Here is a 22235-nt window from a genome sequence, read left to right as displayed (position 1 = left end):
TGTTCAGAGACGGGGCTCGTCGTTGGTTTCAAACACTGGCCTGCGTTGCTTGGGGGCCATGCGCTTGCTGGCCAGCACCACCAGCGCTTGATAGGCCGCCGGCAGGCAACGGGCGAGCAGGTCGAGGAAATACGCGTCGCGGCCTATCAGCACGCGACGCTTGTTTTTGCGGACGCCTTGCAGGATCACCTTGGCGGCCTGGTCGGCATCGGTGATGAAGAGTTTTTCGAAGTCGGCGCGGGCCTGCTGTTCGCTGTGGATCAGGAAGCCGGTCATGTTCGCGTCGATGCGGCTGCTGCGACAGATATCGGTGCGGATGCCGCCGGGGTGCACGCAGGTGGCCGAGACGCCGCAGCGTTGCAGGTCCAGCTCCTGGCGCAGGGCTTCGGTAAAGCCGCGCACGGCGAATTTGCTCGCGTTGTAACCGCTCATGCCGGGCTGGGCAAACAGGCCGAACACGCTGGACGTGTTGATCACATGGCCGTCGCCGCTGGCCTTGAGGTGCGGCAGGAACGCCTTGGTGCCGTGGACCACGCCCCAGAAGTTGATGCCGACGATCCACTCCAGGTCGGCGTAGTCCACGCCTTCGACCGTACTCGACAGGGCCACGCCGGCGTTGTTGAACACCAGGTTGACCTGGCCATGCTCGGCCACGCAGCGCGCCGCCCAAGCCTCCATGGCCTGGCGGTCGGCCACATCCAGGACCTGGGTGGTAATCGTCACCGGCGCCAGGGTTGAGGTCTTGATCAGTGCCAGGGTCTGCTCCAGGCCTTGGGCGTTTTTGTCCGCCAGTGCCAGGTGGCAACCTTCGCGCGCGAGTGCCAGGGTCAATGCGCGACCCATGCCGGATGCCGCGCCGGTAATCGCCGCCACGCGGCCGTTGAATGACTTCATGAGAGGCTGCCTTCTGCCGTGGAGTGGGGCGCGGTGGCCGGACGGGGCGGCGCAGTGAGGGGCAACAGGTCGACCGCATAGTCCTTGAGTGCGAACTGCCGGGTGACCCGCTTGAAGCGCCATGTCGAAGCGGGCCACAGGGTGGTGTTCTTGCCGGTACGTGGGTCCAGGTACCAGCTCTGGCAACCGCCGGTGTTCCAGATGGTGCGCTTGAGTTGGTCTTGCAATTGACGGTTGTAGGCCTGTTCCACCATCGGTTTGACGTCCACCGTGGCGATGCGATGGCGCTGCATCTGCCTGAGCGCGTCGAGGATGTAGGTCACCTGCGCCTCGATCATCAGGATCATCGAGTTATGGCCCAGGCCGGTGTTGGGCCCGATGATCAGAAACAGGTTGGGATAGCCCGGCACCGTGGTGCCCTTATAGGCGTGTGCACCGTCGCGCCAGGTGTCCATCAGGTCCACACCGTCGCGACCGATGATGCAGTCCCGGGGCAGCGGGTCAGTGGCCTGGAAGCCGGTGCCGAAAATCAGGCAGTCGGCCGGGTGCTTGATACCGTCGGCGGTGATCACACCGTCGGCTTCGATGCGCAGGATTTTGTCGGTCACCACCTCGACATTGCTGCGCGACAGCGCCGGGTAGTAGTCATTGGAGATCAGCACACGCTTGCAGCCGATGGTGTAGTCCGGCGTCAGGGTCTTGCGCAGGGAAGGGCGCGCCACTTGTTTGCGAAGGTGGCGCAGGGCGACTTTCTGCACCATTTTCATCAGCCGTGGATGCAACGCAAAGCCCAGCACACGGCCTTCCAGTGCCCAGTAGAAGGCGCCACGCACCAGGCGCTGGGTAACAGGCAGGTGCTTGAACAGCCAGCGTTCGAACGCTGAAATCCCGCGGTCGGGCTTGGGCATGATCCACGGTGGAGTGCGCTGGAACAGATCCAGGTGCGCCACCTGCGGCGCAATCTGCGGCACGAACTGGATGGCACTGGCCCCTGTGCCGATCACCGCCACGCGCTTGCCCTTCAAGGCGTATGCGTGATCCCACTGCTGGGAGTGGAAGCGCTTGCCCTTGAAGGTTTTCAGCCCCGGAATCTCCGGCAGCGCCGGGCGTGCCAGGGCGCCCATGCCCGACACCAGCACCCGCGCACTGACGTGGCGGCCATCGCTGAAACTCAACTGCCAGCGTTGTAGCTGTTCATCGAACACCGCGCGCTTTAGGCCCATGCCGAAACGCAGGTAGGGCGCCAATCCGAAGCGCACCGCGCAGTCTTCCAGGTAGGCGCGGATTTCCGCTTGCGGCGCGAACTGCCGAGTCCAGTCCGGGTTGGGTGCAAAGGAAAACGAATACACGTGGGACTGCACATCGCAGGCGCAACCGGGGTAGTGATTGTCCCGCCAGGTGCCGCCGAGGGTGTCGGCCTGCTCGGCGATAAAGAAGTCGGTGAGCCCCGCTTCCTTGAGTTTGATGGCCATGCACAGGCCGGCAAAACCCGAACCGATGATGGCGATGTCGATGGAATCACTGTGGGCATTCATAGGCGGTCCTTCATGGGCATCGGATGTGCTCCTGTTTTTGTTGTGTCTTTTAGATAGAACACCATTGCAAAGAAAAATTGAATTAATTATTTTAAAAAAGATTTTAAATAATCTACCTGAAAATAGCGCCTACGCTAGGACCTTGTGCCTTATGTGCGACTTGTCCGACGGACGAGCGTGGTACGCACGCCGTTCAGGTCCAGGGTGTGGACGTTGGCCGAGGCCTTGATCAATTCCGGTCAGGTCGCCGGTCACAGGGAAGCCGAGGACGAGCTATGGCTGTGCAATGGGTGACTGCTGCAGGTGTGCTGGTGGGGGCAAGTGCGGTGCTATGGGGTTTCAGCGCCTGGATGACACGGCGCATCGAAGCCGCTGTTCCGATCAACGGGCGCTTCGTGGAGGTGAATGGCGAGCGCTTTCATTATGTGGAAGAGGGCGAGGGCCCGCCCCTGGTGATGATTCACGGGCTGATGGGCAGCAGTCGCAACCTGACCTATGCCTTGTCCCGCCAGTTGCGTGAGCACTTTCGGGTGATCACCCTCGACCGTCCCGGGTCGGGGTATTCCACGCGGCATAAAGGTACCGCTGCGGACTTGCCGGCCCAGGCGCGGCAAGTCGCGGTCTTCATCAACCAGCTTGGCCTGGACAAACCCTTGGTGCTCGGGCATTCCCTCGGCGGCGCGATTTCCCTGGCCTTGGCCCTCGATCATCCTGAGGCTGTATCGGGCCTGGTGCTGGTGGCACCGTTGACCCATCCCCAACCCAGGTTGCCGCTGGTGTTCTGGTCGCTCGCGGTGCGACCGGCGTGGTTGCGACGTTTTGTGGCCAATACCCTCACCGTGCCCATGGGCCTGTTGACTCGACGTTCGGTGGTCAAGGGCGTGTTTGCGCCGGACGCCGCTCCCGAGGATTTCGCCACCCGGGGCGGCGGCTTGCTGGGTATGCGCCCCGACAACTTTTACGCCGCCTCCAGCGAGATTGCGCTGGTCAACGACTGCCTGCCCGGGATGGTCAAGCGCTACCCCCAACTGGCCCTGCCCATCGGCCTGATCTATGGCGCGCAGGACAAGGTGCTGGACTTCCGCCGGCATGGCCAGGCCCTCGCCGATAAAGTGCCCGGCCTCAAGCTGCAAGTGGTGGAAGGGCGCGGCCACATGCTGCCGATCACCGCCACGGCGCGGGTGGTCGAGGCCGTGCTGCACGTGGCCAAGCGCGTGCGCCCGGTGGAAACGGCCACGGTCCTGCATCCGCCCTTTGCCTTGGCGAACAAATAATCGTGGCCCTCATCGCCGGGTCGAACGTCGCAAATGCCTGCCCTAGAGACCTGACCAAACAGCTGAAAAACAGACTGTCCAGTCACGTAAAAAAGGCCTCGAAAAAGTAGTTGACGACCTAACGATTCCGCGCTATTTATTTAAAAAAATATTTCAATATTTATTTTGAAATGATTTTTGAAATGCCTAAGAGCGAATAAAAATGAAAAAAACGTCTTTTATCGCATGGTTGATTTCCCGGAGCATCCAGCGCTCCCTGAACCTGTTTACCGCCTGCCTGCCAAGGAGGCTGCCATGAACCAGACTCTGGCAGCGCCAAGCATTTGGACCGACGGCAAGCGCCACCTGTGGTGGTTGGGCATCATGCCATTGGCCACTCCTCTGTTGTCCGGCGCACTCGCCATTGCCACTGGCATCCAGCAACTGTGGTGGGTCGGTGTACTGGTGATCTTTGGCCTGATCCCCCTGATCGACGGGCTGCTCGGCGAAGACATCAGCAACCCGCCCGAATCCGCCGTCAACCACCTTGAATCCCAAAGTTATTACCGTTGGATCGTCTACACCGGCGTGCTGTTCGTCATCGCGTCGGTGGTGATTACCGGATGGCTGGCCGCCGGCGGCATCGACTGGATCATCCGCGGCGGCCTGCTGCACGCCACCGCCAACCTTGAGCCTTCCAGCTGGCTGGCCCACGCCGCCGGTTACATCACTGAGCGTGCGCAACTGCATGGCCAACCAAGCTGGTTTACTTACCTGGGCATGGCCATGTCGACCGGAGCCGCCACCGGCATCGCGATCAACACGGCCCATGAACTGGGGCACAAGCCCAATGCCCTGGAAGTGTTCCTCGCCAAGGTCACCCTGGCGCCGACCTTCTACGGGCACTTCTACACCGAGCACAACCGTGGCCATCACGTGCGCGTCGCCACGCCGGAAGACCCGGCCAGCTCGCGGCTGGGTGAAAGTTTCTGGGCCTTCCTGCCGCGCTCGGTGTGGTTCAGCGCACACTCGGCCTGGAACCTGGAGCGCGAGCGCCTGCGCAAACTCGGCCTGCCGGCCTGGCATTGGAAAAACGCTGTGCTCAGTGCCTGGATGTACAGCGTGGTGTTGTGGGGCGCGATGATTGCCTGGCTGGGGGCTGCGGTGATTCCGTTCCTGGTTATCCAGGGCATCTACGGCTTCTCGTTGCTGGAAGTGGTGAACTATGTGGAGCACTACGGCCTTAAACGCCAGAAGTTTCCCAACGGTCGTTATGAACGGTGTTCGCCTCGGCACTCCTGGAACAGTAATCGGATTGTCACCAATATCTTTCTGTTCCAACTGCAGCGGCACTCCGATCACCACGCCAACCCGACGCGCAGTTATCAGTCGTTGCGCCACTTCGATGAGTCGCCGCAACTGCCTTATGGTTACGCGAGCATGATTGTCTGGGCGTATGTACCGTACTTGTGGCGGCGGCGCATGGATCATCGAGTCCTTAATCATTATGCCGGGGATATCACCCTCACCAATCTTCAACCTTCACAGCGTTTGAAGTACCTGGAGAAGTACAGCGGCAGTGCCAAGCCGTTTTGATCTGAAGTAACACTTAGTTTTGTCGTGTGCTCGGGGCCTGATTGCCGCGCAGGATTTTATCGCCCCGAGAAAGTGCTTTGACCCGAACAACAATAATTAAAGGGAAGGACGTACACCATGCAAACACCTGCCAAGTTCACCACCCATATCGTATTGGCCGTGCTGGGCCTGATCGCTTATCACCAGGCCCAGGCCGCGCGTATCGAACCGGCGGGCAGCGCCTTTACCGCCCAGGGCCCGATCAGCTTCTCCAAAGGCGCGCTGATCAGCGCCGATTGCACCATCAAGGTGGCCGGCAAGGTCGCTGCGGACGGTTCCTCGGTCAATGTCGACAAAGTCGAATTCGACGGCGGCCTCAAGTGCAGTCGCGTCGAAGCCATCAACTTGCCGTGGATCCTGGTCGCCAAAGATACCAGGAGCGGTTCCATGTCGAAGATCAGTGTCGATGTTCACGCTTTCGGCCTGGGCGGCAAGTGCGGGCCTTCCACCGCCGATGGCACCTGGGATAACGCCACCGGCAAGTTGGAAGCCGCCAATGTACCGATTGGCGAAGACTGCAAGATCAAGACGGTGTCGATCAAGATGCCGCCGAACTTCAAAGTTGTTGAGTAACGTGCTGCGGTAATTGAATTGAAATTTGGCTGGAAAGGGAAGTTCTGCAGTTTCACCGTGACCTCTCGTTCATGGCCATTACCCCCTGGCGAAATGACTCGCCATAACATGTGAGGAAAAACAATGAAAAGCTTGAAAACCCTCGTATCGTTGTCTGCTTTGGCTGTTTGCATGGGTGCTGCGTCGATGGCCAATGCCTATAGCATCACCCCGGTGAACTCGAGCTTCACTGCGCCAGGCACCATTTCGGTGAAGTCGCCATCGTCGTTCCAGGCCACTGTTAACTGCGGCGCAACTTTTACCGGGAACGTCGATGCCAGCGGTGTGGCAAAAATCACCGGTGTGGCGGTGACCGGCGGTGGTCTTTGTGCGCTGCCGAAAATCACCGGTCTGCCATGGACCTTGACCGCCACCGGTGCCGCTGCGGGCTCGGTCAGCAACGTTGGTTACACCATCGCCGCGTCGGTTCTGTATCCGGCGTCCAATTGCGGTCCGTCCACCATCACCGTGGGCTACAGCGGTGGTGTACTGACCGCCTCCAACCAGACCCTGAGCGGCAGCTGCACCGTGGTGAGCCTGAGCGTTACCCCAAGCCCGACATTTACCATCGTGCCTTGATGGGTAACTGACACACCGGGCTGATCACCTGTTGAAAGACTGGCGCCTCGATCGGGCGCCAGTTTGTGAACTGCCGGAAGCAAAACGAACCGGTGGGGCCGGCTCAGAGAAATAACAATAAGGAGTGCCGCATGAATAATAAGAAACAACACGTGCAGGTTTTGCTGGGGCTGGCACTGATAGGCGGGGCGATGGTGAACGCGCCTGCACAGGCCGGCGGTTTTTCAACACCGACCTACGGCGCACCCGGTTGGGGCCGGGCATTTGCCGGTGGCTCGTTGTTCAAGAACGATCCCAGTTCCGCGTACAACAACCCGGCGGCCATGGCGTTTGTCGAACACAACGTGGCGCAATTTACCGTCGACTACGCCCGCATCAAGATCAAGTACAAAGGTGACGCCTCTGATTATGCAGGCAACCCGATTTCCAATACGCCCTTGGACGCCAATGGTTTTCCCGACGTCGCATCGACCACGGTGAATAACAACGACGGCGGCCAAGGCGGGTTCACTGCCTGGTTGCCAACCGGTTTCATGGTCATGCCCCTGGGGGATCGGTTCGCTTTCGGCCTGAGCCAGGTAGTGCCGCAGGGTATGCGCTCCACTTGGGATCAGGACTCGAAACTGCGCGACTTTGCAGTGGACACCAAAATTGAAACCGTAGGATTGACCGGATCCCTGTCCTTTAAGGTGAATGATCAATTTTCTATCGGCGGTGGCGTGATCGTGCAACACAGCAAGGGCTTCGTCAGTCAAAACGTGGACTTGTTGTCTGCCGCCGCGGTGTCCGATTCCGTGCTGGGCGGGATCAATTTTCCGTCTGATGTCGGCAGTGCCTTGATGCGTGTGAAGGTCGACAACATTTCAGCGGGCTGGTTTACCGGCATTGTTTGGAAACCCACGGAGCGAGACACCCTTGGCTTGAATTACCACGCCAAGATCAAGAACAAGATGACCGGCAAATATAATATTTACGCCGATCAGTTTTCCTACAACCTGATGACCCAGCCAAGTCCGTTTGGCGGTAGCGGTACGTTGGTGAATACCGCTTATCCAGGGTTAGAGCTGGCACCGGACGGCGCCCATGCCAGTGTCCAACTGGACATTCCTGCCACGGCCGGCCTGGACTGGGTACACCAGTTCAACGATCGCTTCACGATGGGGGCCAGTGTGACCTGGACTGAGTGGTCCTCTTTCAAAGACCTGACGCTCGAGTCCGGTGGCACCACCATTGTGTCCATTCCCTACAACTACAAGAACACCTGGATGTACTCCCTCGGCGGTGACTACCGCTTGACCGATGAGTTGACCTTGCGTGCAGGTGTAGCCCTTGACCAGACACCTACACGCAATTCGACCCGCGACCCGCGAATCCCGGATGGCGACCGTACATTCCTGTCGTTGGGGGCTGGTTACGATGTGAAAGCAATCAAGGGCCTCAGTCTTGACTTGGCCTATTCCCACCAGTTCGTGCAAGAGGTCAAGCTCAAGACTCAAAACGTCGATCGCCTGGGTGGCGCAAGCCTGAATGGCAAGGCGGAGTCGTCGGGCGATGTGGTGAGCGTGTCGGCCACCTACGCGTTCTGATATTTCATAGAGGGTGATGGAAAAGGCACCAAGCGCATCTTGATGCCTTCACCCTCATTCCACGTCAACAGTTCCTTGAGTATTGGCATTCCAGGCTGATTCATTCAGCCGCTATTTTTTCGTCCAGGTATTAAATAAAAATTTCAAAACAAAATTTGAATTTGTCTTTCCAAGTTTGTAGTGTGGCTTTACGCCGCAGGTCGATCCGACCTTTCGCACGTAAACCACGCCCTGAATCGAGTAGAGGTATCCCCATGGTTATCTGGTTATTGGTGGGTGTCGCAGCCGCGATTGCCCTGGCGTATCGACAAGCTGCCGCCATCCTGTGGTTGGGCGCTGGCCTGATCTGGCTGACAGCGGGCTACCTGTTCAATGGAGTGGCGGCTTTCGGCGCCACCGTCGCGGCCGTGCTGGTGGTATTGCCGGCGTTGTTGATGAGCCTTAAACCGCTGCGCCGCGCGCTGTTGACCGGCAAGGCCCTCAATCTGTTTCGCACGATCATGCCGGCGATGTCCGACACCGAACGCGCCGCCATCGAGTCCGGCACGGTGTGGTGGGACGCCGAGCTGTTCAGCGGCAAGCCCGACTGGCAGCGCCTGCTGCAAGCGGCCCCGGCGAGCCTGAGCGCCGAGGAGCAAGCCTTCCTCGACAATGAAGTGGAAACTTTGTGCGATATCGCCAACGACTGGGAAACCACCCAGGTCTGGCAGGACATGTCCCCCGAAGGCTGGCAGTACACCAAGGACGCCGGCTTCCTTGGCATGATCATTCCCAAGCAGTACGGCGGCAAAGGCTTCTCCCACTACGCCCATTCCCAAGTGGTGATGAAGCTGTCGACGCGCTGCTCGGCGGCGGCGATTTCGGTGATGGTGCCCAACTCCCTGGGCCCGGCCGAACTGCTGCTGCATTACGGCACCGACGCCCAGCGCAATTACTACCTGCCGCGTTTGGCCCGGGGCGAAGACATCCCGTGCTTTGCCCTGACCAGCCCGTATGCCGGCTCCGATGCCGGGGCGATTCCCGATCTGGGCATCGTCTGTAAAGGCACCCATGAAGGCCAGGAAGTACTGGGTTTCCGTGTGACCTGGGACAAGCGCTATATCACCCTGGGACCGATCGCCACGGTGCTCGGTCTGGCGTTTCGCGCGGAAGATCCGGACGGATTGCTGGGGCCGAAAGGCTCTCTCGGCATCACCTGTGCCCTGATCCCCACCTCCCATCCCGGCGTAAACAGTGGTCGCCGGCACTGGCCGCTCAATGCCGTATTCCAGAACGGCCCGACCACCGGCAAGGATGTGTTCATCCCGCTGGAGTGGGTGATCGGCGGCCGCGAACAGGTCGGCAACGGCTGGCGCATGTTGATGGAGTGCCTGGCCGCCGGCCGCGCCATTTCCCTGCCGTCGGCCAACGTCGGCCTGGGCAAGGTCGCGGTGCGTGGTACCACGGCCTACGCGGCGATGCGCAAACAGTTCGGCTTGCCCATCGGCAAGTTCGAAGGGGTGCAGGCGCCGCTGGCGCGCATGGCCGGGCACCTGTATGCCTGCGATGCGGTGCGCAAGGTCTCGGTGGCTTCATTGGATGCCGGTGAGAAACCCTCGGTGATCTCGGCCATCGCCAAGTACCACGTCACCGAACGCGCGCGGATGATCGTCAACGACGGCATGGACATCGTCGCCGGCAAGGGCATCTGCATGGGCCCCAATAACTTCCTGGCCCGTGCCTATCAGCAAAGCCCCATCGCCATTACGGTGGAAGGCGCGAACATCATGACGCGCTGCCTGATCATCTTTGGCCAGGGCCTGATTCGTTGCCATCCCTATGTGTTCCGCGAAATGGAAGCGGCGCGCAACCCGGACCGGCGCCAGGCGCTGGAAGACTTTGATAGCGCGATGTTCGGCCATGTGAGCTTTGTATTGGCCAACACCGTACGTGCGGCGGTGCATGCCCTGACCGGCGGGCGCCTGATTTCCGTACCGGCCAAGACCGACCCGGCGCTGGCGTCCTACTATCGCCAGGCCAATCGCCTGTCGGTGGTACTGGCGCTGATCTCGGATATTTCCATGGGCGTGCTGGGCGGTGCCCTCAAGCGCAAGGAAAGTATCACCGGGCGTTTGGGCGATATTCTGTCGCAGCTGTACATCCTGTCCTGCGTGCTCAAGCGCTTCGAGGACGACGGCCGGCCCCAGGCAGACCTGCCGCTGGTGCATTGGGCAGCACAGGACGCATTGCTGCGTGCCCATGAAGCCCTTGCCGAAGTGCTGGACAACTACCCCTCCACAGCGGCGGCGGCGGTGCTGCGTGGCTTGACGTTCCCGTTCGGTATTCCGTTGCGCAAACCTTCGGATCAGCTGCTGGCCCAGGTGGCCGATGTGGTGCAGATCCCCGGCGAAACACGCGACCGCCTGCTGGCCAATTCCTACATTCCGCGTCCGGAAATCGACAAGCTGGCCTACGGCGAGTTGGGCTTCCGCCTGCTGCCGCAAGTCGAGCTGATCGACGCCCGGCTCAAGCCGGCCATCAGGCAAGGCCTGCTCGAACCGATGCCGATTGCCGCCACGGCCTTCACCGCCTGGCGCGTCAAGGCGCGGGCGCTGGACCTGATCAGCGACGACGAAGACGCCTTGCTGGCGCGCTATGTGGAATACGCCGACCACGCTATCCAGGTGGATGACTTCCCCCAGGACTTCGGTTTGCTGGAGGCGTTGCAGCAGCGCAGGCAGGCGTTGGAACCGGTCGCCAAGCGGCGCAGCAGCCAAAGCGAAAACGCCTCGGTCAACTAGGACAAACGCGGTCAATGTGGGAGAGGGATGGGTCCAATGCCAGTCATGTAGGAGCGAGCTTGCTCGCGAAGAACGTCTAAGCAACGCGTTCATTCTGGAGAAACGTGGTGGCCCTGAGTTTCTTCGCGAGCAAGCTCGCTCCTACATGACTGGCATTAGGGCTTGCCCCCTCCGACATGGATCGGGTTTACACGGCAAGTTTGTGTGGTGAGTGGATCTATCTATGAGTGACAGCTACCTATCGTTCGTCAATTCCCCCTGGGGCCGTCGTCTGGCCCAGGTGGTGGGCTTGCCCCAGCCCGTGCCGTTGCAGCGTCACCGCAGCGGCCAGCCAGGCCTGGCCAACCCGGTGATTGTCGCCGGGGCAGGGCGCCTGGCTGCGCAGGTGCAACAGGTGTTCAGCGCCACCGACACGGTCACCGCCACCCCGGCGACGCTCAAGGCGCCGTCCACGGTCAAGGTGCAGGGCGCAGTGTTCGATGCCAGCGGCATAACCGGCTTGCAACAACTGGGCGAGCTCTATGAGTTCTTCCACGCCAACGCCAAACGCCTGGGCCAACATGGCCGCGTTGTGGTGCTGGGCACCGCGCCGGAACACTGCACCGAGTTGCCCCAGGCCATCGCCCAGCGTGCGCTCGAAGGCTTGGTGCGTTCATTGGCCAAGGAGTTGCGCCGGGCGATCACCGTGCAGTTGTTGTACGTGGCTCCGGGAGCGGAAGACGCACTGGACAGCAGCCTGCGTTTCTTCCTGTCGCGGCGTTCGGCCTATGTGTCGGGGCAGGTGGTGCGCCTGGAAAAACCGGTGGATGGGCAGGTCGCCGTCAATTGGGACAAACCCTTCGCCGGCCGACGCGCGCTGGTCACCGGTGCTTCCCGAGGCATTGGCCTGGCCATCGCCCAGGTCCTGGCCCGCGAGGGCGCCCATGTGGTCTGCGTGGACGTGCCCCAGGCCCGGGACTCGCTGCAACAGGCGGCCGCGAGTGTGGACGGTTCGGCGCTGCCTTTGGACATCACGGCAGCGGACGCCGCTGCCCATTTGCATGCCCATGTCAGCCAATACGGTGCCTTCGATGTGGTGGTGCACAACGCCGGGATCACCCGCGACAAGACCATCGCCAAGATGACGGAGGCGGCCTGGCGCAGCGTGCTGGCGGTCAACCTCGAAGCACCGTTGCACCTGAGCAGTGCCTTGTTGGATAGCCAGGGCCTGAATCCGGGGGGGCGTATCGTGTGCGTGTCGTCGATCTCCGGCATTGCCGGCAACCTCGGGCAAAGCAACTACGCCACCTCCAAGGCCGGCGTGATCGGCCTGGTGCAAGGCCTGGCCCCGCGTGCGGCGGCGCAACAGGTCACGGTGAACGCGGTGGCGCCGGGGTTTATCGAGACCCAGATGACCGCAAAAATTCCGCTGATGATTCGCGAAGCGGGGCGGCGCATGAACTCGATGTCCCAGGGCGGTCAGCCGATCGATGTGGCCGAAACCATTGCCTGGCTGGCGCACCCGGCGTCGGGCGGGGTCAATGGGCAGGTCGTGCGCGTGTGCGGCCAAAGCCTGCTGGGAGCCTGAGTCCATGGACTACGTGACGCAGATCATCGACCCACCGCCATCACGCACGCGCCTGTTGCTGGACGGCGTACGTGGCCTGCGCAAACCCAAACTCGACGGCGCACCGCTGTTGCCCAGGGAGCGCCTGGTGCGCTCGGCGGTGGAATTGTCCGCTGCGGGCATTGCGGCTTACGGCCGTGCCTGTGGCTTTCGCCGCGAACAAGGCGTGCCGCTGTCGTACCCCCATGTGCTGGCGTTCCCCCTGCACCTGATGCTGCTGACCCGTCCGAGTTTTCCGTACCCGGCCAGTGGCATGGTGCACCTGGCCAACCGCATCCGGCAGCACCAGCGCCTGCAGGAAGGCCAGGCGCTGCGCCTGGAAGTCTTTTGCGAACGTTGGGTGGCCCACGCCAAGGGCCAGGCGCTGAGCATCGCCACCCGTGCCTACAGCAGCGGCAGCCTGGTGTGGGAAAGCGACAGCCTGTACCTGCGCCGCGAGGTGAAAAATCCCGTCGGCGAGCCGTGGGAAGACGCGCTGGCGTTGCAGGAGGAGGGCCTGTTGCGCACCCAGCGCTGGGTGTTGCCCGCCGATCTGGGGCGGCGCTTCGCCAAGGTCTCGGGGGACTTCAACCCGATCCACACCTCACTGATCGGCGCCAGGCTCTTTGGCTTTCGCCGCGCCATCGCCCATGGCATGTGGACCCTTGGCCGCGCATTGGCCGCTCAACAACCCCCCGGTGGCCTGGATCAGGCCGAAGCCCATTGCGACTTCAAGCTGCCGATCTTCCTGCCCGGCCAGGTCGCCCTGTGGCAACACCCCGTGAGCGGCCCGCGGCGCGAATTCGAAGTGCGCAATTTCACCGGCGACAAACCGCATATGCGCGGGCTATTTGTCTGGAATGAGAGCCCTACATGAGTGACTACAGCTTCAACCCGGCCCCGACCCGCCGCGTGGCGATCATCGGCGGCAACCGCATCCCGTTTGCCCGTTCCAACACGGTGTACGCCCACGACAGCAACCAGGACCTGCTGGTGGCGGCGCTGCAAGGCCTGGTCGACCGTTACAACCTGCACGACCAGCGCCTGGGCGAGTTTGCCGCCGGCGCGGTGATCAAGCATTCACGGGATTTCAACCTGGCGCGTGAATCGCTGCTGTCGACCACCTTGTCCCCGCAGACCCCGGCCTACGATGTGCAGCAAGCCTGCGGCACCGGCCTGGAAGCGGCCTTGCTGGTGGCGAATAAGATCGCCCTCGGCCAGATCGACGTGGGCATCGCCGGTGGCGCCGACACCACCTCCGACGCGCCCATCGGCATCAATGAATCCCTGCGCCACACTTTGCTCGCGGCCAACCGCGCCAAGGGCATGGGCGACAAGGTGAAGGCACTGCTGAAGGTGCGTCCGTCGATGTTGTTCAAGCCGCTGTTGCCGCGTAATGGCGAGCCGCGTACCGGCTTGTCCATGGGCGAACATTGCGAAGCAATGGCCCAGCGCTGGCAGATCAAGCGCCTGGCCCAGGACGAGCTGGCCCTCACCAGCCACCAGCGCCTGGATGCCGCGTATCAGCGCGGTTTCTTCGACGACCTGATCAGCCCCCATCGCGGCCTGGCGCGGGACAACAACCTGCGCGCCGACGCCAGCCTGGAGAAACTCGCCGGCCTGTCCCCGGCCTACGACCGCCAGCACGGTACCCTCACGGCGGGCAACTCCACGCCACTGACGGATGGCGCCTCGGTGGTGCTGCTGGCCAGCGAAGATTGGGCGGCGGCCCATGGCTGGCCGGTGTTGGCCTACCTGCGCACGGGCGAGACGGCGGCGGTGAATTTTGTCGACGGCAGCGAAGGCCTGCTGATGGCGCCGGCCTACGCCGTACCGCGCATGCTCAAGCGCGAAGGACTGAGTTTCGCCGACTTCGATTTCTTCGAGATCCACGAAGCGTTTGCCGCCCAGGTGCTGTGCACGCTCAAGGCCTGGGAAGACGCCGACTACTGCCGCGAACGGCTCGGCCTGGAGGCGCCGCTGGGGGCCATCGACCGCGCCAAAATGAACGTCAACGGCGGCTCTCTAGGCTGCGGCCACCCGTTTGCCGCCACCGGTGGCCGGCAATTGGCGGCGCTGGCCAAGGCCATTCACGAGCGGGGCGGCGGTCGCGGCCTGATTTCCATCTGCGCGGCGGGCGGGCTGGGCATTACCGCTATCGTCGAAAAGTAGCCCCATCAAAAACAACAATAAGGAGACTGCCATGAACGCTATCAGCCTGGAACACACCGAACGGGTCTGGTTGAACGCTTACCTGCCCGGCGTCCCGGCGGACATCGATGCCGGTATCGAGGACTACCCGTCGTTGCGCGAGGTGTTCCTGGAGCACCTGGAGAAATTTCGCGAGCGGGTCGCCTACGTCAGCATCGGCACCGAAATGACCTACGCCGACTGGCAGGTGCAAGGCATTGCGTTCGCCGCCTGGCTGCAGGGCCAGGGCGTACAGAAGGGCGACCGCGTGGCGCTGATGATGCCCAACTGCTTGCAGTACCCGATCTGCCTGCTGGGCACGATCCTGGCCGGCGCGGTGGTGGTCAACGTCAACCCGTTGTACACCGCCCATGAGCTCAAGCACTTGCTCAAGGACAGCGGCGCCGAAACCGTGGTGATCTTCGAAAACTTCGCCCACACCCTGGAAAAAGTCATCGCCGGCAGCAGCATCAAGCGCGTGGTGGTGGCCGCCATCGGTGATCTGCTTGGCAGCTTCAAGGGCGCGGCGATGAACTTCATCCTGCGTCGCGTGCAAAAGCAGGTGCCGGCGTTCAACCTGAGGGGCTCGGTGCGTTTCAACCAGGTGCTGAAGCAGGGCCGCGCGCTCAACCACTTCCCGGTGGACATGCACCTCGACGACCTGGCCTTCCTGCAATACACCGGCGGCACCACCGGGGATGCCAAGGGCGTGATGCTCAGCCATCGCAATATCATCGCCAACCTGTTGCAGGCCAAGGCCTGGGTCGGCGACCAACTGGACCAGGACAAGCAGGAAACCAACGTCACCCTGCTGCCGCTGTACCACATCTTTTCCCTGACGGTGAACTGCCTGATGTTCATGTGCCTGGGCGGGCGCAACATCCTCATCGCCAACCCGCGGGATGTGAAGCGGGTGCAGATGATCCTGCGCAAGGAGCGCTTCAATGGCATTGCCGGGGTCAATACGCTGTTCAACGGCTTGCTGGAGAATAAGGATTTCTGCGCCCGGGACTTCTCCGACCTGCGCATGGTGATCGCCGGCGGCATGGCCACGCACACGGCGGTGGCCAAGCGCTGGAAGGACGTCACCGGGCTGCCGATCATCGAAGGCTACGGCCTCACCGAATGCTCGCCGGTGGTGAGCATCAGCCCGATCGACATTGCGCGCATGCGCGAAATGGAATTCACCGGCAGCATCGGCGTCCCGCTGCCGTCGACCTGGGTACGGTTTATGCGTGAAGACGGCGAGCTGGCCGATATCGGCGAGCAAGGCGAACTGCAGGTGCGCGGCCCACAGGTGATGCAGGGCTATTGGAAGCGTCCGGACGCCACCGCCGAAGTGCTCGACGCCGAGGGATGGTTGTCGACCGGTGACATCGGCGTGATGGATGAACGCGGCTATATCCGCCTGGTGGACCGCAAGAAAGACATGATCCTGGTCTCGGGCTTCAACGTGTACCCCAATGAAATCGAAGACGTGGTGGCGCTGCACCCGGGCGTCGGCGAAGTGGCGGCCATCGGCGTGGAAGACGGCGTAACGGGGGAAAAGGTCAAGATCATCGTGGTGCGCAAGGACCCGAACCTGACCCAGGAACAGCTCCTCGCCCATTGCCGCGAATACCTGACGGGCTACAAGGTGCCCAGGTATGTGGAGTTTCGCAGTACCGAGTTGCCTAAAACGACAGTGGGCAAAGTGCTGCGTCGAGCCTTGCGCTAGAAAAGCAGGAACTGATTCGGACACGCTGCCACATAAGGACTACTTGCAACCCAGCGTTGTCGCTGTGTATCTGCGTCCTGGTGCGACGCTGGACAGGCAGGTGGACACTTTTTGGCCAAACCGGACTGGAGACATCAAACGATGTTGGCGCCTGCTCTTGATAAACCTGTTACTTCCTCACGCCTGGACTCGGAGGTGGATCAGGGTAATAGCTCTTCCCCAAAACCAACGGCGAATTCGTCCGCCACTCCGCAAAAGAGCGCCTCAATCAGCTTTCAGTCGGGTGACACCCCGCGGTCGCCGGCGTTTTACGCGAACGCGGATACCGCCGGCTTCGAGGCGCGTGACCGTGCACAGCAGATCAAAGCAGGTTATTGGCCCCTGGGGGTTATGAGCAATTTCAAGCAGTTCGTCCGCCACTGCTTTGGCGCCCAGCGCCCTCCAAGGCCCGACCCGTTCCCCTGCAAGCCCTGCTACGGTTTTGGTAGCAAGAGCAATGCGGACCTATCACGCATGCTGCTCGACAGGTTCGATGACTTCAAGGCACCCCACGGGATCATCACCAAGGACGGCCTGAAGGATATGGCCGGCAAACCGCTGACCGGCGATTATGACAAAGACCAGAATATCCGCCTGGCACGGGAACTGATGAGGCGTGGAGACCTGGTCGATGATATGGACCGTCACCATATCACCGGCGGGCTGGATAGCCTGATCGATCGAAACAACCTCAACATCACGATGTTTAAAAACCAGAATGACAAAGAGTTGGCCCGAGAGCTGATGCGTGATGTCGATCTGTTCAAGGACCCGCAGTGGCCCATCCACTTCAGCCTCGAAAAACTGCATGAAGTTGCCAACTGGACCGTTACCAGGCATCCCTACTACGGTCGCCAGGCCTGGCTGGCGAAGGAACTCCTCAGGCGTCCTGAAATGCTCGACAGGCTTCACTTCCGCTGATCGAGATGTGTGCAGGTGACCTGAAGGTGGAAGGGGCTTGCCCCTCCCACAAGGGTTTTGCATTGCGCTTCAGAGCGAGTTTAGGTTGACCCAGCGCTCTTCACGGGCAGCCACACGAATCGCCGTCGCCAGCCGTTCCACCTCCCACGCTGCGTCAAAGTCGGTGCCATCCGCGCCCTGGCCGGCCAGCGCCATGATCAACTCCTGCACCTCCAGGGTCTTCAGCTCGTTGTAGCCCAACTGATGCCCCGCCGCCGGGCTGAACGCTGCGTAGCCGGGCAGGGCAGGGCCGGCCAGCAAACGCTGGAAACCGTCCTGGCCGACACGGCACAGGCGCAGTTCATTCAAGCGCTCCTGATCGAACGCCAAGGTGCCCTTGGTGCCGCTGATCTCGAAACTCAGGTGGTTCTTGTAACCGTGCTTGAGCCAACTGCTGCTCACCGTGCCGCGCGCGCCGTTGGCGAAGCGCAGCAGGGCGTGCACCTGGTCATCCACGGCGATGGCTTTCTGCTCGGCGCTGCCTTTGACGGCCGGGCGTTGGGCGTGGACGGTCTGGGTGTCGGCACACACGGCGGTCACATCGCCCACCAGGTAACGCGCCATCGACAGCAAGTGGCTGCCCAGGTCCGCCAGGGCGCCACCGGCATGCTCCACTTCACAGCGCCACGACCACGGTGACGCCGGGTCGGCCATGAAGTCTTCGCTGAACTCGCCCTGGAAGCTGATGATGTCGCCGAGGTCACCCTCGGCAATCAATTGCCGCGCCAGGCCGATCATCGGGTTGTGCTGGTAGTTGTAGCCGACCCGCGTCACCACCCCGGCTTCGCGGGCGGCCTGGCGCATGGCATCGGCCTGCTCCAGGCTGACCGCCAGGGGTTTTTCGCAGTACACCGCCTTGCCCGCTGCAATGGCCGCCATCGCCATGGGAAAGTGCAGGTGGTTCGGCGTGGTGATGGCCACCACATCCACGGCGGGGTCGTCGATCAGCGCCTGCCAGTCCCCGTGGGCCTGGGCAAAGCCCCAGGCCGTGGCACAGCGCTGGGCGCGTTCGGTGTCGGCATCGGCCAGGGCGGCCAGCTTGAGGTGTACCGGCAGTTCAAATACCGCCCGGGCATTGTTGAAGGCCAGTGCATGGGCGCGGCCCATGAAGCCTGTGCCGATCAAGCCGATTCCGAGTTCACGCATAGCCGTGGTCCTTTGGATTATTGTTTTCAGGAAGGCTATTAATGGAATAAAAATTCCCATATTTCAATAGATGGAATAAAAATTCATTAATCAGCCTGGCTAATACCCTCCTATTCAGGCATGGCCAAACGCCGTCAGTTAACAAAAGATAACGTAGCACCGATTGTCAGACGATTCGAAAGCCCGATAGGATGGCCCCTGCTTCCTTCAGGCGCTCTAGATTGCAGGTTTCAGGGCCCGGGAAGGCGAGACGACCTAACAATAATAAATGGGAGAAAGGTCTATGAGTGAGCCTGTCATGGGTTGGGTTGTTTGCCGCCCACGCGCCGCACGCAGGGTTGCGTTGCTGGCCGCAGCGCTCTCGCTGTTTGGGACTGTCGCGTTGCCGACCGTCGTCCAGGCCGCCAGCGATACCTCTTTTGCGATTGAATCCCCCAAGGCCGCCAAAGGCCTGATGATCGATGTCGTCCATGCCGGCAAGCGCCTGGTGGCTGTCGGTGATCGTGGGCACATCCTCTATTCCGATGACCAGGGCAGCACCTGGACCCAAGCCAAGGTCCCCACCCGGCAACTGCTCACGGCGGTGTATTTCGTCGATGACAAGCAGGGCTGGGCGGTCGGCCATGATGCGCAAATCCTCGCCAGCACCGACGGCGGTGCCACCTGGACCCAGCAGTATCAAGACCTCAAGCGTGAAGCGCCGTTGCTCGATGTGTGGTTCAACGATGCCCACCACGGCCTGGCCGTGGGCGCCTATGGGGCGCTGATCGAAACCACCGACGGCGGCAAGACCTGGGAAGACGTCAGCGACCGCCTCGACAATGAAGACCAGTTTCACCTCAACGCCATCGCCCGGATCAAGGACGCCGGCCTGTTTATCGTCGGCGAGCAGGGCAGCATGTTCCGCTCCAGCGACGACGGTCAGACCTGGGAAAAACTCGAAGGCCCCTACGAGGGCTCGCTGTTTGGCGTGATCAGCACCGCACAACCCCAAACCCTGCTGGCCTACGGCTTGCGCGGCAATCTTTACCGCTCCACGGATTTCGGCAGCACCTGGGAACAAGTCGAGCTCAATGCCGCACGCGGCGCCCTGGAGTTCGGCCTGTCGGGGGCCACCTTGCTCGAAGACGGTTCGCTGGTGGTGGTCGGCAACGGCGGCAGCGTGGTGGTCAGCCATGACGACGGCCAGACCTTCAGCGTGTTCAATCGCCCCGACCGTATTTCATTGTCGGCCGTCACGGCGGCAGGCAACGGCAACTTGATTCTGGTCGGGCAGGGTGGTGTTCGCGTCGCCACACCCACTGGCGCCGAACCGACAAAACAATAAGAAGGCGGGGAACGCATGAGCAGTCATCACAACGATAAAGCGACCTTTCTTGAGCGCCTGATCTTCAATAACCGCCCGGCAGTCATCGTGATCTGCCTGCTGGTGAGCATTTTCCTGTTCTGGCAGGCGACGTTGATTCGCCCGTCCACCAGCTTTGAAAAGATGATCCCCCTCAAGCACCCCTTCATCGAAAAGATGATGGAACACCGCAACGACCTGGCCAACCTGGGCAACACGGTGCGTATCTCGGTGGAGGCCAAGGACGGTGACATCTTCACCAAGGAATACATGGAGACCCTGCGCCAGATCAACGACGAGGTGTTCTACATCTCCGGCGTCGATCGTTCGGGCCTCAAGTCGCTGTGGAGCCCCAGCGTACGCTGGACCGAAGTCACCGAAGAAGGCTTCGCCGGCGGTGAAGTGATCCCGCAGAGCTACAACGGCTCGACGCAAAGCCTCGATCAACTGCGCAACAACGTGCTTAAGTCCGGCCAGGTCGGACGGCTGGTGGCCAACGATTTCAAGTCGAGTATCGTCGACATCCCGCTGCTGGAGTCCTACCCGGACCCGCAGGACCAGGGCAAGCTGCTGGCCCTGGATTACCGCAAGTTCTCCCATGAACTCGAAGACAAGATCCGCGACAAGTTCGAAGCCCAGAACCCCAACGTCAAGATCCACATCGTCGGCTTCGCCAAGAAGGTCGGCGACCTGATCGACGGCCTGGTGATGGTGGTGCTGTTCTTCGGCGTTGCCTTCGTCATCACCCTGGTTCTATTGCTGTGGTTCACCAACTGCCTGCGCAGCACCATCGCCGTGTTGAGCACCACACTGGTGGCGGTGGTCTGGCAACTCGGCCTGATGCACTTCTTCGGCTTCGGGCTGGACCCGTACTCGATGCTGGTGCCGTTCCTGATCTTCGCCATCGGGATTTCCCACGGTGTGCAGAAGATCAACGGTATCGCCCTGCAATCCAGCGAGGCGGACAACGCCTTGACGGCCGCGCGGCGCACCTTCCGGCAACTGTTCCTGCCGGGGATGATCGCGATCCTGGCGGATGCCGTGGGCTTTATCACGCTGCTGATCATCGATATCGGCGTGATCCGCGAACTGGCCATCGGCGCGTCCATCGGCGTGGCGGTGATCGTGTTCACCAACCTGATCCTGCTGCCGGTGGCGATTTCCTATGCGGGTATCAGCAAGCGTGCCATCGCCCGGAGCAAGAAAGACGCGCACCGCGAACATCCGTTCTGGCGCCTGCTGTCGAAATTCGCCAGCCCCAAAGTCGCGCCGGTCTCGGTCCTGCTCGCGCTGGTCGCCTTTGGCGGCGGCCTCTGGTACAGCCAGAACCTGAAGATCGGCGACCTCGACCAGGGCGCGCCGGAGCTGCGCCCGGATTCGCGCTACAACAAGGACAACAACTTCATCATCAGCAACTACTCCACCAGCTCCGACGTGCTGGTGGTGATGGTCAAGACCAAGGCCGAAGGCTGCTCGCGCTATGAAGCCATGGCGCCCATCGACCAGTTGATGTGGAAGATGCAGAACACCGAGGGGGTGCAGTCGGCGATCTCGTTGGTGACCGTGTCCAAGCAGATGATCAAGGGCATGAACGAGGGCAACCTGAAATGGGAAACCCTGTCGCGCAACCCGGATGTGCTGAACAACTCCATCGCTCGCGCTGACGGCCTGTATAACAACAATTGCTCCCTGGCACCGGTGCTGGTGTTCCTCAACGACCACAAGGCCGAAACCCTCGACCGCGCCGTGCATGCGGTGCAGGACTTCGCCAAGGAGAACAACAAGGACGGCCTGGAATTCATCCTCGCCGCCGGTAATGCCGGGATCGAAGCGGCCACCAACGAGGTGATCAAGGAGTCCGAGCTGACCATCCTGATCCTGGTGTACCTGTGTGTGGCGACCATGTGCATGATCACTTTCCGCTCCTGGGCCGCGACCCTGTGCATCGTGCTGCCGCTGGTGCTGACCTCGGTGCTGGGTAACGCGCTGATGGCGTTCATGGGTATCGGCGTCAAGGTCGCGACCTTGCCGGTGGTGGCGTTGGGCGTGGGGATCGGCGTGGACTACGGCATCTACATCTACAGTCGCCTGGAGAGCTTCCTGCGTGCGGGGTTGCCGTTGCAGGAAGCCTATTACCAGACGCTCAAGTCCACCGGCAAAGCGGTGCTGTTTACCGGCCTGTGCCTGGCCATCGGTGTGTGCACCTGGATTTTTTCGGCCATCAAGTTCCAGGCCGACATGGGCCTGATGCTGACCTTCATGCTGTTGTGGAACATGTTCGGTGCGCTATGGCTGTTGCCGGCGCTGGCGCGGTTCCTGATCAAGCCTGAGAAGCTGGCGGGGCAGAAGGGTAATTCGCTGTTCGCCCACTGAGCCTGC

16 protein-coding genes are annotated in these 22235 nt (G+C 61.6%); 13 read left to right on the top strand and 3 right to left on the bottom strand.

What is annotated here, in order from left to right; genetic code table 11:
• Positions 1–3: 3 nt before the first annotated feature.
• Both V3W40_RS05460 and V3W40_RS05455 read right to left on the bottom strand, forming a co-directional pair.
• Positions 4–894: an SDR family NAD(P)-dependent oxidoreductase gene (locus tag V3W40_RS05460; protein ID WP_330214591.1), complete on the bottom strand. Its 891-nt coding sequence runs from the start codon at positions 892–894 to the stop codon at positions 4–6.
• Positions 891–2429: a flavin-containing monooxygenase gene (locus V3W40_RS05455; protein WP_330214590.1), complete on the bottom strand. Its 1539-nt coding sequence runs from the start codon at positions 2427–2429 to the stop codon at positions 891–893. Before V3W40_RS05455 ends, V3W40_RS05460 begins: the two co-directional genes overlap by 4 nt.
• A 275-nt stretch (positions 2430–2704) precedes the next feature.
• Between V3W40_RS05455 and V3W40_RS05450 the strand changes: the two genes are divergently transcribed.
• The 11 genes from V3W40_RS05450 (at position 2705) to V3W40_RS05400 (ending at position 17326) form a co-directional block, all read left to right on the top strand.
• Entirely contained in the window at positions 2705–3703 is a 999-nt protein-coding gene (locus V3W40_RS05450) for an alpha/beta fold hydrolase (RefSeq protein WP_330214589.1), read from the top strand.
• 294 nt (positions 3704–3997) lie between these two features.
• The gene (locus V3W40_RS05445; RefSeq protein ID WP_330214588.1) at positions 3998–5278 is read left to right on the top strand and encodes an alkane 1-monooxygenase; all 1281 of its coding nucleotides are present in this window, start codon (positions 3998–4000) and stop codon (positions 5276–5278) included.
• A gap of 117 nt (positions 5279–5395) precedes the next feature.
• A complete protein-coding gene (gene praA, locus V3W40_RS05440; protein WP_027608592.1) occupies positions 5396–5890 on the top strand; it encodes an alkane oxidation protein activator PraA in 495 nt (164 codons plus the stop codon).
• A 123-nt stretch (positions 5891–6013) separates the two neighbouring features.
• On the top strand, positions 6014–6508 hold the full coding sequence (gene praB, locus V3W40_RS05435; protein WP_027608591.1) for an alkane oxidation protein activator PraB: 495 nt from the start codon (positions 6014–6016) through the stop codon (positions 6506–6508).
• 131 nt (positions 6509–6639) lie between these two features.
• Positions 6640–8094: an outer membrane protein transport protein gene (locus V3W40_RS05430; protein ID WP_065927130.1), complete on the top strand. Its 1455-nt coding sequence runs from the start codon at positions 6640–6642 to the stop codon at positions 8092–8094.
• Between the two features lie 254 nt (positions 8095–8348).
• The gene (locus V3W40_RS05425; protein WP_330214587.1) at positions 8349–10874 is read left to right on the top strand and encodes an acyl-CoA dehydrogenase; all 2526 of its coding nucleotides are present in this window, start codon (positions 8349–8351) and stop codon (positions 10872–10874) included.
• Between the two features lie 223 nt (positions 10875–11097).
• Positions 11098–12441, top strand: coding sequence for a 3-oxoacyl-ACP reductase (locus tag V3W40_RS05420; protein WP_330214586.1), 1344 nt, complete (start codon positions 11098–11100; stop codon positions 12439–12441).
• A gap of 4 nt (positions 12442–12445) precedes the next feature.
• Entirely contained in the window at positions 12446–13336 is an 891-nt protein-coding gene (locus V3W40_RS05415) for a MaoC/PaaZ C-terminal domain-containing protein (protein WP_330214585.1), read from the top strand.
• Positions 13333–14631, top strand: coding sequence for an acetyl-CoA C-acetyltransferase (locus V3W40_RS05410; RefSeq protein WP_330214584.1), 1299 nt, complete (start codon positions 13333–13335; stop codon positions 14629–14631). The genes V3W40_RS05415 and V3W40_RS05410 overlap by 4 nt, the downstream gene beginning before the upstream one ends.
• A 31-nt stretch (positions 14632–14662) precedes the next feature.
• On the top strand, positions 14663–16366 hold the full coding sequence (locus tag V3W40_RS05405; protein ID WP_074846985.1) for an AMP-binding protein: 1704 nt from the start codon (positions 14663–14665) through the stop codon (positions 16364–16366).
• Positions 16367–16507: 141 nt separating this feature from the next.
• Positions 16508–17326, top strand: a complete 819-nt coding sequence (locus V3W40_RS05400) for a hypothetical protein (protein WP_330214583.1) — start codon at positions 16508–16510, stop codon at positions 17324–17326.
• Positions 17327–17395: 69 nt separating this feature from the next.
• Here the strand turns inward: V3W40_RS05400 and V3W40_RS05395 are convergent, their stop codons facing one another.
• Positions 17396–18511 carry a Gfo/Idh/MocA family protein gene (locus tag V3W40_RS05395; RefSeq protein WP_065927123.1) on the bottom strand — a complete coding sequence of 372 codons (1116 nt, stop codon included), beginning with the start codon at positions 18509–18511 and terminating at the stop codon, positions 17396–17398.
• A gap of 298 nt (positions 18512–18809) precedes the next feature.
• Here V3W40_RS05395 and V3W40_RS05390 point away from each other — a divergent pair, with 298 nt between their 5' ends.
• Both V3W40_RS05390 and V3W40_RS05385 read left to right on the top strand, forming a co-directional pair.
• Positions 18810–19838: a WD40/YVTN/BNR-like repeat-containing protein gene (locus V3W40_RS05390; protein ID WP_174562745.1), complete on the top strand. Its 1029-nt coding sequence runs from the start codon at positions 18810–18812 to the stop codon at positions 19836–19838.
• Positions 19839–19853: 15 nt separating this feature from the next.
• Complete coding sequence (locus V3W40_RS05385) at positions 19854–22229, top strand: efflux RND transporter permease subunit (RefSeq protein WP_027608582.1); 2376 nt, start codon at positions 19854–19856, stop codon at positions 22227–22229.
• Positions 22230–22235 lie beyond the last annotated feature (6 nt).

The organism is Pseudomonas sp. AM8 (assembly GCF_036346475.1).
Classification (GTDB): domain Bacteria; phylum Pseudomonadota; class Gammaproteobacteria; order Pseudomonadales; family Pseudomonadaceae; genus Aquipseudomonas; species Aquipseudomonas marginalis.
The sequence above is the reverse complement of the archived record's forward strand: the minus strand, read 5'-3'. Positions and strand labels throughout refer to the sequence as shown.